This window comes from Microbacterium sp., from assembly GCF_029263575.1.
Classification (GTDB): domain Bacteria; phylum Actinomycetota; class Actinomycetes; order Actinomycetales; family Microbacteriaceae; genus Microbacterium.
The window spans coordinates 1-15,152 of record NZ_JAJUFV010000073.1; the positions used below are offsets into that span (position 1 = coordinate 1).

6 protein-coding genes and 2 pseudogenes are annotated in these 15,152 nt (G+C 65.1%); 3 read left to right on the forward strand and 5 right to left on the reverse strand.

Annotation, left to right across the window (positions count from 1 at the left end; translation table 11 throughout):
- Positions 1-183 (forward strand): annotated as a pseudogene (locus Q1J95_RS08995) (IS1634 family transposase); the annotation flags it as partial.
- 329 nt (positions 184-512) lie between these two features.
- Here Q1J95_RS08995 and drmC read toward each other — a convergent pair.
- From drmC to drmD, 5 genes are read right to left on the reverse strand one after another with little or no spacing between them, the layout of a single operon-like run.
- Positions 513-1,286: a DISARM system phospholipase D-like protein DrmC gene (drmC, locus tag Q1J95_RS09000; protein ID WP_300267178.1), complete on the reverse strand. Its 774-nt coding sequence runs from the start codon at positions 1,284-1,286 to the stop codon at positions 513-515.
- Entirely contained in the window at positions 1,264-3,231 is a 1,968-nt protein-coding gene (locus tag Q1J95_RS09005; RefSeq protein ID WP_300267179.1) for a DUF1998 domain-containing protein, read from the reverse strand. Before Q1J95_RS09005 ends, drmC begins: the two co-directional genes overlap by 23 nt.
- Complete coding sequence (drmA, locus tag Q1J95_RS09010) at positions 3,224-6,973, reverse strand: DISARM system helicase DrmA (RefSeq protein WP_300267180.1); 3,750 nt, start codon at positions 6,971-6,973, stop codon at positions 3,224-3,226. The genes Q1J95_RS09005 and drmA overlap by 8 nt, the downstream gene beginning before the upstream one ends.
- A gap of 55 nt (positions 6,974-7,028) precedes the next feature.
- Complete coding sequence (locus Q1J95_RS09015; RefSeq protein ID WP_300267181.1) at positions 7,029-11,036, reverse strand: DNA methyltransferase; 4,008 nt, start codon at positions 11,034-11,036, stop codon at positions 7,029-7,031.
- Positions 11,036-14,209, reverse strand: a complete 3,174-nt coding sequence (gene drmD, locus Q1J95_RS09020; RefSeq protein ID WP_300267182.1) for a DISARM system SNF2-like helicase DrmD — start codon at positions 14,207-14,209, stop codon at positions 11,036-11,038. Before drmD ends, Q1J95_RS09015 begins: the two co-directional genes overlap by 1 nt.
- 209 nt (positions 14,210-14,418) lie before the next feature.
- Here drmD and Q1J95_RS09025 point away from each other — a divergent pair, with 209 nt between their 5' ends.
- Together Q1J95_RS09025 and Q1J95_RS09030 are read left to right on the forward strand one after the other, a co-directional pair.
- Positions 14,419-14,946, forward strand: a complete 528-nt coding sequence (locus Q1J95_RS09025; RefSeq protein ID WP_300267183.1) for an HNH endonuclease signature motif containing protein — start codon at positions 14,419-14,421, stop codon at positions 14,944-14,946.
- 48 nt (positions 14,947-14,994) lie between these two features.
- Positions 14,995-15,152: pseudogene (locus Q1J95_RS09030) on the forward strand (DNA/RNA helicase domain-containing protein); the annotation flags it as partial.

Consider the following 15,152-nt stretch of genomic DNA (forward strand, 5'->3'; position numbering starts at 1 on the left):
CTCCTGCAGGTCGAGAAGAGTTTCCGCATGTCGAAGGGCGACCTGAAGGCGCGGCCGATCTACGCGCGGCTGCGCGATTCGATCGACGCGCACCTGCAGATCGTCGTCGCAGCGTTGGCGGTGTCGCGATGGATCGAGGAGGCGACAGGCTGGTCGATCCGGAAGTTCGTCCGGCAGCTACGCGTCTACCGCGAGGGCGTCGTGACCATCGGCGACCAGGAGGTCGCGACCGCGGTCCCGCGCGAGGAGGACGCCGCGTCCGCGGTCGAGGCGATCAAGACCCGCGTCACCGCGGGGCACTAGCGTGAGCCAAGTCGGGAACTCTTCCTGCTTGGTGTCTGAGGGAAGGCGCAATCCCGCACGCTCCGCGAGCTGCTTCGTGAGCGACTCGAACGACGGCAGGTTAGACGGGGCGCCCATCGACGCACCGGCTCCAACGACGAAGACCAGCGTCCGCTCCGCGTGCGCGTCGACCACCTCCTGAGGGAGGTCGACGTCGGCCGTGATCCACCTCAGCTGTATCCGTTTCGGGACGGTTCGACTCGCTCATACACGTTCTCTTCGAGTCCGCGCATGTCGCGTTCGATCTGCTCGGCGAGAGGGGGCCGGTCGATCCGTACGCCTAGTTCGACGTTGTTGTACTCGGCGCTCCAGGAGAAGTTCGCGCTCGTGATGACGACGGTGCGGTGATCGATCACGAGGAACTTGGCATGGTTCCTCGTAACGTTGCCGTGCAGTTTCTTGGTGCGATGTACACGGGCCGGCGCGAGGCGCTTCGCGATCTCGGGGGCAGAGGGGCCGCTGCTGCCGTCGGTCGCATTTCGGTCCACGTAGACGGTGACGTCAACGGACGGCCGTCTCGCGGCCGATCGCAGCGCCGCCCATAATCCTGAGCTCTTCTGGAAGTTGTAGGTCGAGCAGGTGATCGACGTGGCGGCGCTGTCCACGAGATCCACGATCGACGTCGTGAGTGCGCTCGAGGTGGCGAGGTGGGCGGGAAGTGTCCAGAGCGGGTCGATGGTCGCATCGGCAGAACGGGCTCCGATGATGCCGTACATCGCCCCCGTCAGACCCGCGCGGTCCTCTCGAAGGCCGCCTGAGGTGATGATGCTGTTGACTCGACTCTTCTGCGCGGGCGCCAGTGACGACAGCGCAGATCCCACGCTTTCGCCTGCTTTGAGACCTGATGCGATGTGTTCGGCATCCGTGCGACTGAGGAGCTTGCCCAGCTCGCGCATCGCGTGGCGCTGTCGCGCCAGGAGGTCAGGGCTGTTCGAAGAAGCCATAGCCCACGGCGCCGGGGAGATCGACGAGAAATCGGCGGTCCAGGAACCTGTTCGCCCGTTCGCACGACGTCTCGGAAGCCATCGCGCAGGTGTGGCAGGCAGCGCCGTGGAGGAAGTCCTCGTTATCTCGCGGTGTGCGCTGCGCACACACCGGATCAGACGAGCAGCGCGTCGCGCGTCGGAGTGCTTGTGACAGAACCCGCTCGAGGTTGTCGTGGTCGGAGAGCTGCACCAGGCCTCCGAGCGTACCGTCAGAGTCAGCGGCCGTCGTGACGATGAGGATCCCGGCGGCCGCCGGACGGTCATCATTCGCCTGCCACGCATAGATGCGTTCCGACAGGCTGGCGGCAGAGTATCCCGAGTACATCGCCATCTCTCGAATGAGCACGTGAGCGAGTGTGTGGAGCAGCCAATATCGCGGCGGTTGCATACGCGTCTCGTGGCCGACGTTCTTCGCCGACTCAGAGAATCGCGCCTCGAAGTTGCGCTTGTGGGCTGCAGTGTGTGACGCCCAGAGGTCCGAATCCTCGATCTGGCTCTCCCACGATGCGACGCGCTGTTCATCGAGCTGGAGGAACATCCCCTCGCCGCGATCTTCGGTGGCTACCGTCCACGAGAGCTTCTGGCGCGAGAGCGGTACGAGGCGGTGTGCAAGGTCGGCCGCGCGCTCCATCTCATCGATCCGGGTGAAGCCGGTGAGGGCATTGACCTTGCGCAGCTTGTCGACCGCGTGCACCCGCGCGATTCCACGCGACGTCACGGCATGGTGCACGCCTCCGCGTGGTCGCGATAGGACGAGGCCGCTCTCGGCATCTGGGACCGTTTCATGAGCGAGCTTGCGATCAAGATATGCCCACTCCGGCGCCAACAACGTGATCGGATCGAAGTTCTCGATGGCAGCCTTTTGCGCCTCTTCGTCAGGTTCCTCGAGAGCCGCGGCGATGGCGGCGGCAAGTGCGTCGTCCGAGAGGGTTGCCAGTGGGGATTCCGAATCATCCAGCTCGTCTCGGATGCGTTCGAGGTCGTGATGATACTTTCCGAATCGTTTCGGACCGATGGCATCGATGATCTCGGCACCGATCGTGGCCGGGGTCGATGGATCTTGCTCGGGGATCACGATGACTGACTGCGTCGCCGGGAACCAGAGGTTCGAAGCTCCGAGGAGCATCACGCGGGTCTCGTGGGTGCAACCTCCCGCGTCAAAGCGCGCGAGGTGAGGGTGACGTCCCCGGCAACGCGGCAGCTTCGTCCGCCCGGCTTCGCCTTGGGCCTCGTTCATCGGTCGGCGAGCACGACATGAGAGGCACATGATCGTGGCTGAGGCGCCCTTGCCGACAGTGCGCTCGCTCATCGCCAGGGTGGCGTTCTCCACGCCGGGTGCAGGGCAGCTGTCGCCGCCATGCACCCACCAGTCATAGGGGAACTCATCGAGATGCCCGTCGGGGCAGGCGAGCAGGTAGCGCGCGGGAACCGTCGATGCGCGTCGCTTCGGACTCCTGCCGCGATGGCCGGTGCACCCAACATGGTGGAACGCTGCCTCGTCTGGGCGGAAGGGGTTTGTGTTCTTATACTCGAACTGCGTGACGCGGGCGAGCCGGTCGCATCCAGTGCATCGAAGCCACTGCGGGAAGAAGCGCGCAGGCATCCCGACGTCGTTGCCGTCATCGTGCAGTCCCACGGAGTGAACCCTGGGGAACGGTCGCAACTGGACGACGCGAGGCCCCAAGAAGGTGCGCACCGCGTCCAGCAGACGCGGGGCATGGATCGTGTCGACGTTGTCCAGGCGGTCCCAGATGCGGTTCCATTCGTCGAGCCCTGTCGGCATTACCGTGAACTGCGGGAGATCCATGACGGATCCCGGGCCATAGGTGTACATCAGCGAGGACGGTCGCGCGGACCCCACGCGCCCGAAATTCTTCGACGCCCCGGTCTTCGTATCAGTCACTTCCGGCCCCCTTCGTCGTCGCGGCCGCCCATGCGGGTTCTCCTTCGCGTAACTCGGGCGCTAGACGGTTCTCGTGAAGCGGACTGACGAGCAGATTGATCTCAGGCTGGACCTCGCGCATTGAGTTCGCGAGCGCGAACGGGGCGTCGGCGGAGCTGCTCAGGTCGGTGCGAGCCTCCTCGAGCGACACCATCAGCGGGGCCTCGTCGGTCGGCCGGGCCACCCGTTCATACACGAGCGACTTGCCTTCCGCCTTCACGTACAGACGGCGCTTCTTCCACTGCCCGACGCGGTTCTCGAGACGCTGCGCGACCAGGTCGGCGGTGGAGTCGTCGCTTGCCCATCGGGCGCGCTCCGCGAGGCGCTCGATGAGTGTGGCGACCCGGTCCGTCGCCTCTTCGATTCGGCCCGCGGACTTCTCGGGGGAGAGCCCGTCGTCGACAGGAGCGTCGAGCACGCGCGCAGCAGCGACGAGGATCGCCGCGACAGACCGATCGAGCGACGTCACAGAAAACGGCGTGATGGAGAGCGGTTCGACCTGCGAGTAGAACGTCTCGTGGTAATGCCGGAACTGTTCGAAGTGAGCCAGGTCGCGAGGGCGAGCCCAGTTGCTGAGAGTGACGACCAGTCCGGGGCGTTCCGCACTTCGTCCTACGCGCGATGAGGCCTGAATGTACTCAGCCGTGTTCTTCGGCTGCCCGACCATCATCATGAGACCGAGCCGGTCGACGTCGACGCCGACCTGCAGCATTGAGGTCGCGAGTACGACGTCGTGTGGATTCTTCGCGCGTTCAGCGACCTTCTCTCCTGCCTTGCGTGCATCGCTCATCGCACGCCTGCCCGCCGTTGAATCGAAAGTCGGCGAGAACGGCGTCGCCATGTCGTCCAGCGTCGCCGTGATGTCGCTGCTCCCCGCTCGGGACGTCAGTTCGGCGTAGTTGAGCTGTCCGTAGCCGGTGCCGTAACGCTGAGGGAAGAACTTGCCGGGGCGCCGCTTCTGGATCGCGGTCTGGATGTCGTCGGATACGTAGCGAGCCATGCCTGCAAGTTCTCTCGTCGCGTTGAAGTAACCGACGAGCGTCAGGTACGGGTCAGCGCTCACAGTCGCGCCATCGGCTGGTGGAACAGCTTTATCGAGCAGGAGCTGCCCGGTCGAGAGAAGTGTCGACGCAACCGTGATCTCGGCAGTTGTCAAGCGCACCCCCGTCGTCGAGACACCGACGTAGCGACGCCCCGGACGCTCGGCTGACGGCGGCACTTCCCTCGAGAAGAACGTGTCGGCGACGTCGAGGACTTGCGGGGGAAAGATCGCCGTCCTTCTCCCGTACAGGGCGCGGATCTGCTCGGCGGCGTTGCGCACGGTTGCCGTCGAAGCGACGACGAGTGGCCGGACTCGCCGTCCATTGGGGCCCTGCCAGGTGCAGAGAGTGTCAATCGCGATCTCGAATGCGCCGACGGTGGTTCCCAGCGCACCGGTGATGAGGTGCAACTCGTCCTGGATGATAAGGTCCGGCGGACGCAGGCGACCCGTGCGGTTCTTGCCGAGCGCGGGGCGCGTAGCCGTTTTCGGATGCTTGCCTGTCGTCTTGATCTGACAGGACTTCGAGTCCTCGTGCACGTAGCCGTGAAGGTCGCATCGGTACTGCACATATCCGAACAGCGCCGCCGCCTCGCCTTCGCGTGTGAGGCGTGCGAACTTGTCGACGGTCGCGATGACGTAGGTCGGGACGAGGCGATAGATCTCCTCATCGACCGTGAGCACGGGAAGTCCGTCGTCGACGTCGCCTCCCTCGGAGAAGGGGCACTCACCGAACTCCTCACCGCAGTACACACGGATGCGTCGTTCGTCGTCGTCGCCCTTCACGTTCTTCGCCGTGATAGACGTTCCGCACCAGGGGCACCTCTTGAACTGAAGAACGGTGAGGCCGTGCCGGTGACCCTTGTGAGCGTTCTCGAGTTGATGCTTCGCGTCGTCGTACGTCTTCGGCGACACGCTGGTGCCGACCCAGAGCCCGATGCGGAAAGGTTCCTCGCCCCACAAAGACGGCTCTTCCCGCCGCACGACCTCGGCCGCACAGACGAGCGCGGTGGCGCGTTGGAACTGCTGTGCCGTGAGCAGACGGAGCGTGTATCGCATGAGGACGGTGATTCCGACATTGCCGTCGAGCGGCCCCGCGGGTGTCTCTACAATGCCCTGGCGACGCCGCATCGCGAAGGTGAAGGCGGCGAGGCCCAAGTACGCCTCGGTCTTTCCACCTCCCGTGGGGAAGAAGAGGAGCTCGGCCCGGGCCGCGGCATCGGAACGGCGCTCGTGCTCGGGGTGCGCAAGTGTTTCGAGCTGCATGAGCACGAACGCCAACTGGAACATGCGCCAGGAATGTGCCTTCGGGCCTCGCTTCAGGACTCGGTCGCGTGCGTCATCTACCGCCAGGTCTTGGTCTTTGGCGCGCAGGGCAGCGGCCTGAGTCTGGACCCGCTGGTCGGCCATCACCCTGTTCATGAAGCTGAAGCACAGGAGCGCGTCCTCGTTCCCCACGAGAAAGTCGACCCCTGCCTCGAGACGTTTCGCCACGAGGCGCGCATCCTCGATCGCGTCGGCCGCAGCGATGCTCAAATGCGCGGGCAGCTTCGCGGCTTCCTGCTCCTGCTCGTCGAGCCATTCCGCGTATGCGTGGACGATCGGAGTCAGTCCGTGTCGCAGCTCGTCCGCGCGAGCCGGCTTCGAGGTGGCGGCGAGCACGTGCATGTCGAGCATCGCGCCGTCGATCGCAGGAGCATCGACCTGCGGGACCTCGGTCGTCGGGAGCCACTCCGTGAACACTCGCGTTGTGCGGCGGTTCGACGTCATCGGGGCCCAGCCGACCGAGCACGTTCGCCCCACAGCGAACTCAAGGCGGTCGCGATACTGGAGCTCCAGTCGAGCTAGTTCCGCGTCGGAGCTCACATCGTCTGTCGTGGTGATGTCTCGCACGGGCAGAAACACATCGCTGTCGTGCTCGACAAAAAGGCGTGTCTGGTACAGCCACGCGTCGACGGGGATCTTTGGGGGCGTCTCGCGATCGTTACAGAGCGCGAGCTCCACGATGCGCATGTCGTCGCGATCGAGCACGTCGACCCGCAGGACGACACGATCCTCGAGCTCGACGGTCGCCGTCTGCTTCGGCACGTACGACCCGACCGGCAGCGTCCTGGTGTGCTCGTGAGGCGTTCGGCGGTACAGGCGACGAGGGCGTGAGCCTGCCGCCGCCTCAGAGCTCTCCTGCTCCGCGATCTCGGCACGATACGTCCCCCATGACGCGCGCACGGTGATCACATCCTGATCGCGCGGAACCTGGAAGCGGAGCCCCATCGATGACGGCGCCATGAGGCCACGTCGAGGCGGTGCGTCGTCGGGGGTATCGTCTGCTGAGCTCGCTCGGTCATCGGCGAGGTCGGGGACGGGCACACCGCGGACCGCGTGCGCACCGTCGGTCGCGAGGGCGTCGTCGCTGTCTTCGGCATCAAGCTCAGTCGCCGGGTCTTCCGCGTCGCGCAGCTTCGCCGGCGCGATGCGTCCGACGAGGTACAGCGCATCGGGCTGGGCCTCGAGAACCTCGTCATCGCCGTGAGCGGGGCCGAGAAGGTCACGTTGGAGGATGTCGGTGAGGTTCTCTCGGTCGGTCCACGACGTGCCGTCGGGGGCATGCGTCAGCTCGAGCAGCCGGGGGGCGCGTTCTGGTGTGGTATTCGAGGACGTCGTCATCTGTTCTCCTCATCGATGGCATCGAGCCTGACGCTATGTTCGACCCCTGACATTCCTACTGTTCCGCCGCGCGACGATGGTTCTCTTCGAGCAGTCGGTCGAGGATCTCGACGCGGGCCTGCGGTGACACGGTCCAGCGCTCCATCTGCCGATACGTGTGGAAGCCGTGGCCCAGCTCGAGATCGTCCCATCCATACGCGGCCATCACGGTCTCGTCGAGCTGGACGTGGATCTCGCGGAGGCGAGCGATGTCGGGATCAGAGGAGTCGGCGACTGATGGATCATTCACACGGTTGTAGAGCTTCGTCAGGCCCAACTCTCGGCGGAGCATGATTTCGCGGCGTTCGTCGTCAAGCGTGCGTCCGACGGCATCGAGAGCGGCGCTCGTGCTGGGGCGGGCGAAGGTCTCGAAGACGTCCGACGGCGTGTAGCGCGGGTCGCTTCGCATGCCGCTTCCGTACTTGATCGCCCACATCTGGTGGAGACTCGACGAAAGCACGGCTTGATCGGCATAAGAATCGGTCGCGAAGACGACGGTCGCGTCACTGAACACCTGCCCGGTGGGGACGCGTATCGGCATGACTGATTTGCTCACGCGTGCGATTGCGAGCACTTCGTCGAAGTCCGCGATCGCGCGGCGCAGCGCGGGGCGTGCATTCCAGTACTTCCACCACTCATTCACCATCCGTGGGTACTTGTCCGCGTCCTTCTTGATCCGTTCCGGACGTACCGTTTCGTCCAGGTGACGGAACGGCGAGGCATACGCCCGAGCCTCTTTCTCCGACCGCTCTCGCATGTCGATCACCCAGCGGGCGGGCGAAGCGTCGTGTCGACTATTGAGGTCCTCCCCATTGAGGTAAGGGAAGAGAATGTCGGCGTTGCGTGGGTCCTCGTCGATCCACGCGCGCGCCTGTTCGGGCGTGATGGCGAACCCCTTCCCGAGGACGATGCACCCCTGGAACGCCAGGTCGCGATTCTCGTTCAACCGGGTGGGCTGACCTGGCGTAGCTCCCTCAGCCTCCAAGAGAGTCGAGATCCGCGGGACCTGCTCGCCGTCGGCGACGAGACAGACATCCTTGCCGACGTGCCCCCGTGTTCCCCAAACTGCGGCGAATTGCAGGTTGGCGCTCTTCGCCGGCCAGCCCCGCGATTGAATTGACCTCGTTATCGTGAAATCGCCGTGGGTGATCTGGTCGAGTCCGATCTCGCGGGTGTCACCCTGCGCGATCGTATTTGTTGCGATGAGGCCGAGGGCCCCGCGGTCGTTCAGGAGCCCATATGCGCGGAGGAAGAAGTACGCGACGAGGTCGCCGTTCCCTGTGCGACCCGCGAGTTGATGAGCGAACCACTCGCGAAGATTGCTGCCCATCGCGGGAGAGATCTTCTTTCCGCCGAGGAACGGCGGGTTTCCGATAATCGCGTCGAACCCGCCGCGTTCCATCACGTCCGGAACAGCCAGTACCCAGTGCAGGGGCTTCCACCGCTCGTAGTCGGTCTCGACCGTCGGTGTCAGCCCCGCCTCGATGATCGTCGAGACGGCCGTTGTGTCGCCGGAACCGTGCTTGCCATACGCCGTATCGATCGCCGCCCGCAGATCGTCATAGGCGGCGTTGAGAGCTTTACCCGGCTTTCCACCGAGTCTCAGCCCAGCGGCGAGAATCGCATCCGCGACCGTGTCGAGCACGTCAGTGGTCTGCTTGTATTCCTGCCACAGGCGCTGCTTCGTGCGGGTGGCCCGCTGCGGGGCGTTGTCGTCGACCGGCGACGCGAGGCGACGACGCAGGTCCGAGGCGTGGTGCAGGACCCCGGTGATGTCGAACGGACTGATGAAGTGATCACCCTGCCAGTCGGCGAACAGCGTCGTGGAGCTCTTCGACAGCTCGACCTGAGTGGGGTCGATGTGAAGCGCCTTCAGCTGGCCGGGCTCGGTGAGCCCGAGGAGGGAGTTGCCGCACAGCACCTTGTCGTCGACGAACGAAAACGGCAAGTGTGGATCCAGAGAGAGCAACCAGAGGCTGATCTTGCACATCTCAACCGCCATCGGATTGATGTCGGCACCATAGAGGCAGTGCGCGACGACTTCGCGGAGGGCATCGACGCGCTGCTCATGTGCCGTTCCGTGCGCGACCCCCTCACGCTGGCGCGCCTCTACCAATTTGTCGGCGAGGTACTCTCCGGCCGAGACGAGGAAGGCTCCTGAACCGCAGGCGATGTCGGCGACCTTGAGCTCGAGGATGTCGTCAGATGAGATCGGCACCCACTCGTCGGTGTTGCTCGTCTGGTGGGGGCCGGGAAGGTAGACCTTCGGCTCGAGCGCGTGGCGTACGACCTCCTGCGCGAGTGCCTTCGGGGTGTAGTGAGCGCCCGATGTGGCACGTGATGGCGTCTCGACGACCGCGAGTCCGCCGGGCTCGATCACGACGAGGCGCTCGCGAAGGTCGCGCCGGATGATGCCGAGGTACGGCCGCAGACGCACCCGCAGCTCGGGATCGCTCGTGGCAGCGCGAAGGAGCTGTTCAGCCTCGGGCGGATCGTCGTTCGCCAGTGCCTTCTTCAGTGCGGCAGTCGTGGGCGCCTTGGCGGCGGGCTGATCTTCCTTCACCCACGCGATGATTGCCGCGGCGAGCGTCGCGTCGTCGGCCGATGCCTCCGCGAGGTCGTCCAACACGTCGAGCGGGATCTCGGGTTCCTCTCCCGCTTTGCCGATCAGTCCGAGGGTGACGGTGTCGACGGCCGTGCACGAGTACCCGAGCAGGCCTTCATAGATGTAGCCGATCTGCTCCACATCGACGTCGCGGAAGGAGACCCGCCGGCGCTGGCCGCCGACCTCCGCATGCTGGACCGCTCGGAGTACCTCGAGCATGACGCGGTCTGAGGCAGTGACGACGAGCCCGTCCTCATCCTCCCGAAGCAGGAAGTCGAATCGATCGGGGTCGAACAGCGAGCCGCCATACGACGGCAACCGGAGGTCCTCGGCGCCGACGCCTCGAAAGAGCGCCTGTGATGTGGCGAGCAGGCGATGCCACGTGCGGCTCGTTGCGTCGAGCGATTCTCCACCCTCGACGCTGTTGCGCTGTTCGAGGTCGTCGATGCGTCCAGAGATCGCATAGCCGTCGGAGTAGAGGGACGACTGCGGCATCAGGTCGCGCTCCTCTGCGAACAGAAGGAAGACGACCCGCATGACCGTCGTCACCGCGGCCTGGTAGACCTCATCTCGCGCAGCCGGCAGCGGATCCGGGCGACCGCGCCTGGCTTCCTGCAGCGCCGCGTCGCTGAACGCGGCGACGAGCAGCTCAACCGCGCGTCGAACCTGCGTGCCCAGGCTCTCCGTGATCTCCTCCGCCGCGGCGACAGAGTCCACGAACATCGCCGTCAGGCGCTCTGTCTCTTTTCCGCCTGCTAAGCGCAGCGGGGAAATGAGCTGCAGGAACGCATCCCGCACTTCGGGCTCTTCGACCCACGTCTGAGCGTCGACGATGCCCGAAGCGACCATCGTGCCGGCCGGCGCCGAGACGAGACCCCACCATCTGCCATCGGTCACGATGCCTACAGGCACGCCCGTTGCGCGTAGCAGGAGCTCCATGCGGTCGATCGGTGTGGCAGACCATCCGTCGGTCCCCGGTTCGCGGAGACTGCGGACTGGGTCGACCACTAGAACGAGTGCGTGGGCTGCCTGCTTGTGCACGAATGCGCCACTGGCCGTCACGGTGTGTCGTCCATCGGGGGATGAGGCAGTCAGCTCAACTCCAGGCACCGGGTTCTCGCCGATCGAGAGGCGCGAGCCCCACATTGCGATCTCAGCGAGGACGATCGCGACCCACGCGTCGCGTGCGTCTCGATAGCTCAAGAGCGCTGTCTCGTCATCCTGCACGCTTGCGTTCCACGTATCCCAGTGGCGATCGAACGCCGGCTTAGCGTCGCGGAGCGCGTCCCGCACCTCGGGAGCCGTCGCGGGTATGCCCTGGGGGTAGACGCGCTTGAGAGCAGGAACGGCGATGAACGGTCCCTCGCGATCGATCAGGTCGAGCCACGCCCAGGTGTCGGTGCGCGTGCGCTTCGCCATCAGCCGGTCACCTCCTTCTCAGCATCAGCCGGGGTGAGCGCGAAGACAACGGCCGCCGTCGACACGAACGGACGCACGTCCCGATAGCGGTCTCTGATGGCCGTGATCTCCGTCTCCTCCTCTGCGTCGAGGTTCGCGAGACGCTCGGACATCTTGTCGATGTCGCGGCGGAGCTGACGTGTGGATTCCGGATCCATCGAGAACAGTGCTGTCTGCTCCGCCTTCCACAGTTCTTCCATCTGCCTGCGTGACTCCTCGAGGTTCCGGCGGAACGCGGTGTAGATCTCGCGAGCACGGGTCACATCGGCGTCCTGGCGCTTCGCGAGGTCCTGCTCGACGGCCGCCTGGCGCTTCGCGGCCTTTCCTTCGACGGCGGCTTCGAGCCGTTCGCGCAAGCGACCCTCCTCTTCCTCCCAGGCGCGGACGAGTTCGGAACGAACGGCCTCGCTGGCAAGGGGGATGTCGTCGTCGAGCGATGTCTCGAGCAGGCGCTCGACGCGTTCTTCCGCGAGCTGCCGGCCGCGCAGGCGGATACCTGCGATGAAGACCTCCTCGTGCAGCCGCATGCCGCCTCGGCCGACAAGAACCAGCCGGCAGACGGCTGCGACGGACGACTGCTCGACGCCGTCGAGCGTAACGGCCGTCACGCGGTTGAGGTCGTGTCGAGTGTCGAAGAGCGAAGCGCGGAGAGTCCGGGCCGCCTTCTGCAGAAGGGGGTGCCCCAGGTGAACGTGGACGAGCTCGCCATCGGGAACGCTGTTCGCCGCATCGCCGTCGAATGTGATGGGGCGTCGAATCTCCGGGCGGAGCAATGAGTGTAGGGGGGCGACGGCATGATGCCATTCGCGGCCGAGGTCAGGCACTGCGAATACGTCAGCATCGACGTCCTCGCTTCCGACCGCCTCGAGCGGAGGCTGCCCGGACAGGGCGAGCGCCGTCGTCAGGACGCGGGCGGCGTTCTTCGGCGAGAGGTGGAGCCGTTCCTGCTGAGCCTCGAAGGTGCTGGCCAGCTTCGTGAGCTGGCGGCTGACTTCGGCACCGCCGGCGAGTGTCTTGTTGATGATCGCTGAGCCGTCGTCCTTCACGCTCGTGCGCGCGTGGACCTCCACCGATCCGAAGTGGTTCTGCACTTCGGCGTCGATCACGAGGTTCACCGAGCCGAGATCCGCTGCCACCTGAGCGACTTTCTCTGCGATACGCCGCATGAAGTCCATGTCAGCGCCGTAGGTGCTGGCGTCCTGGTCGGGCTGGAACTGGAACACCTGCGGGGTCTCGGTCTGGCCGTAACGGTCGATGCGCCCGATGCGCTGTTCGAGACGGGAAGGATTGAAGGGCACGTCGAAGTTGACGAGCCGGTGGCAGTAAGTCTGGAGGTCGATGCCTTCGCCGGCAGAGTCCGTTGCGACGAGTACCCGGACGGGTTCCTCGGCGGGATTCGTCGTGAATCGTGCCCGGATGCGCTCGCGATCCTCAGCATCCGTTGCTCCCTGGATAACGGCAAGACGCTTCTCGTCGTATCCGCGTTGCCGGAGGTTCTCGACGATCCACTGCAGCGTCGTCGCGTACTCCGTGAAGATCACGACGCGTTCGTTCGACCAGTGTCCGCCCGGCCGGCAGATGACGTCCAGCCAGTTGATCAACGCAGTCAGTCGAGAGTTCGGGCGGGCTTCGTAACCTTCCCCCCACGCGACGAGCTTCGAGATCTCGTCCGAAGTCGCCGCGCTGAGAGGATTGCTCTGCTTGGAACGACGCAGTGCGTCGAACTCCGGCTGCTGGGAGAGTCCCTCTTCCTCATCGCTCTGCTCGGAACCGAGTACCTCGGCGTAGTACTCGTCCTCGTCGACCTGTGGATCCCAGGCTCCTCCCGATGCGTCGTCGTACAACCTGAGCGTGGTGGCGAACGCGTACGGCGACGACAGAAAGCGCTTCTTCAGCAGCATCGAGACGATGTCGCTGGAACGCTTTTGGCCGTTCTTCTTGGCGCTCGCCGTGAGGATGCGATCGAGCGTCTCGAACGCATCGGTCTCGTCAGCGGAGGGGGAGAACGAGATCGACTTGAGTTCGCGGGGTAGGAACCCCTTCTCGTGGATGTCCTTTTTCAGGCGTCGAATCGTCACCTCGCGGAGCGCGTCCTCATCGACGTTGGCTCCCCGTGAGAATCGCCGATTGTCGATCATTTCGAGCAGTGCCGTGAACGACTCTGAGTGCCCGTTGTGCGGGGTGGCGCTGAGGAACAGGCGATGCTCGCATACCTTCGCGAGCTCTCGTACCGCGGTCGTGCGCTGCGAGTCCACGGCGTACCCACGCCCCTGTCCGGTTCGAGAAGGGCTCGAAGGCGCGACATGGTGTGCCTCGTCAACAACGAGGACATCGAACGCGTGACGCCGGGCAGAAGCGGTGTCGGCGAGGTCAGCGGTGGCGTCTCGGAGCAGGCGTTGAGCACGGAGCCCTGGGAGCCAGGCCATGCTAACGATGACGCGTGGGAAGATCTTCAGTGGGTTGGCGTTCAGGCCATGCGTGCGGCGGACCTGAGCCATGAGGTCTGAATTGACGATCGTGAACTGCAGGCCGAACTTTTCGAGCATCTCCTCGCGCCACTTGACCTGCAAACTCGGCGGGCAGACGATCACGACGCTGCGTGCGCGATGGCGCAGGAGCAGCTCTTGGATGACCAAGCCAGCCTCGATCGTCTTGCCCAGCCCGACGTCGTCGGCCAGGAGGAGATTGGCGCGAGGCGCCTCGAGTGCGCGGCGGAGCGGCTCGAGCTGGTACGGCTCGACATTTGCGCCCGAGCGAAACGGTGCTTGGAAGGCGCCCGGATCCGCGCTCGTGACTGCGCCCCACCGGACGGCATCTACGAACGCGGCGAGTCGTGCCGGATCGTCGAACCCGTTCGTCGTGATCGTGTCGGGCAGCCCCTGATCGGGCGCGACGCTCTGACCGACCTCAAGCTCCCAAAGTACGGTCAGCTCCTCGCCGAGTCGATCTTCCGCGAGGGACTGCAGCTCGACGACGTGGTTCCGGATGGGTTGACCGTCGTCGGCGGGGCTTCGCGGGAGGCCCTGTTCACGGACGTCCGTAACGGCCCACAACATGCCGCGCACGTGGACGACCTCACCGGGGTGGGGAACTCGACGTTCGCGAGCGGGTGACTCGACGGCAGTGTTGGTCACGATTCGTGAGCTCCAGAGGTCAGCGGACAAACGAGCACCCACTGACGATATACCTTGGAGCCGCGGGGCGCGGGGGTGGGGAGGTGACAGCGTTCCACCCGCTGCCCGCGGGAACGCTGACCTGTCCACCCTTCGGGCCCTTGGCGCGTACGTAGTCCGGACTGGGGGGGGATCACGCCGAGGGACCCACTGTTTGGAGAACGATTGCGATGCCAGAAGGACGCCCTGCCATTCCTGCTGCGCTCCAGCGTGCACTGCTCGAAGAGACCGGCCATCGCTGCGCGATCCCTACGTGCGGGGCAACCGAGGCGCTCGAGTTTGCCCACATCGAGCCGTGGGCGACGGTGCAGGAGCACTCTTTCGAGAACCTGATCGTGCTCTGCGCGAACGATCACTATCGCTTTGACCGCGGCGTCATCACCCGCATCTCGATGCAGAACTACAAGGCGAACCTCGCCCTGCTCCATGGTCGGTACAGCGATGTCGAACGTCGGGTCCTTCAGATGTTCCTGCTCAACGCCGACGTCCACAAGCTGGACGATGCGCCGATGATGACCGTTGCCGGAGGACTTCGATTCCTGTTCTACGCGCTCGTCAAAGACGGGGTAGTCGACCTTCACCCCGTCACGGGGATCTCGATGAACGGGATCCCGAGCCATGACGTGCTCGTGCTCACAGCTAAGGGAGCCAAGATCGTGGATCGGATGCGCGACGCCGAGCTTATCGGCGACGCGTAACTCTCGCCGAGGAGCGGCGGGCCAGCAACGGTGTGGGCCCGCCCGGCCTCCCCGGGCTCCGCCTCCGAAGTCGGATCCATCCACACCGTGCAGGGCTACGACCTCAACTACGCAGGCGTGATCATCGGCCCCGAGCTGTTCTGGGACCCGGTCGAACAGCGGATCCGCGTCGACCGCGACCGCTACTACGACACGAAGGGCAAGGA

Coding starts and splice junctions, on each gene's coding strand:
- drmC (WP_300267178.1), bottom strand. CDS start 1,286: ATGGCTTCTTCGAACAGCCCTGACCTCCTGGCGCGACAGCGCCACGCG.
- drmA (WP_300267180.1), bottom strand. CDS start 6,973: ATGACGACGTCCTCGAATACCACACCAGAACGCGCCCCCCGGCTGCTC.
- Q1J95_RS09015 (WP_300267181.1), bottom strand. CDS start 11,036: ATGGCGAAGCGCACGCGCACCGACACCTGGGCGTGGCTCGACCTGATC.
- Q1J95_RS09025 (WP_300267183.1), top strand. CDS start 14,419: ATGCCAGAAGGACGCCCTGCCATTCCTGCTGCGCTCCAGCGTGCACTG.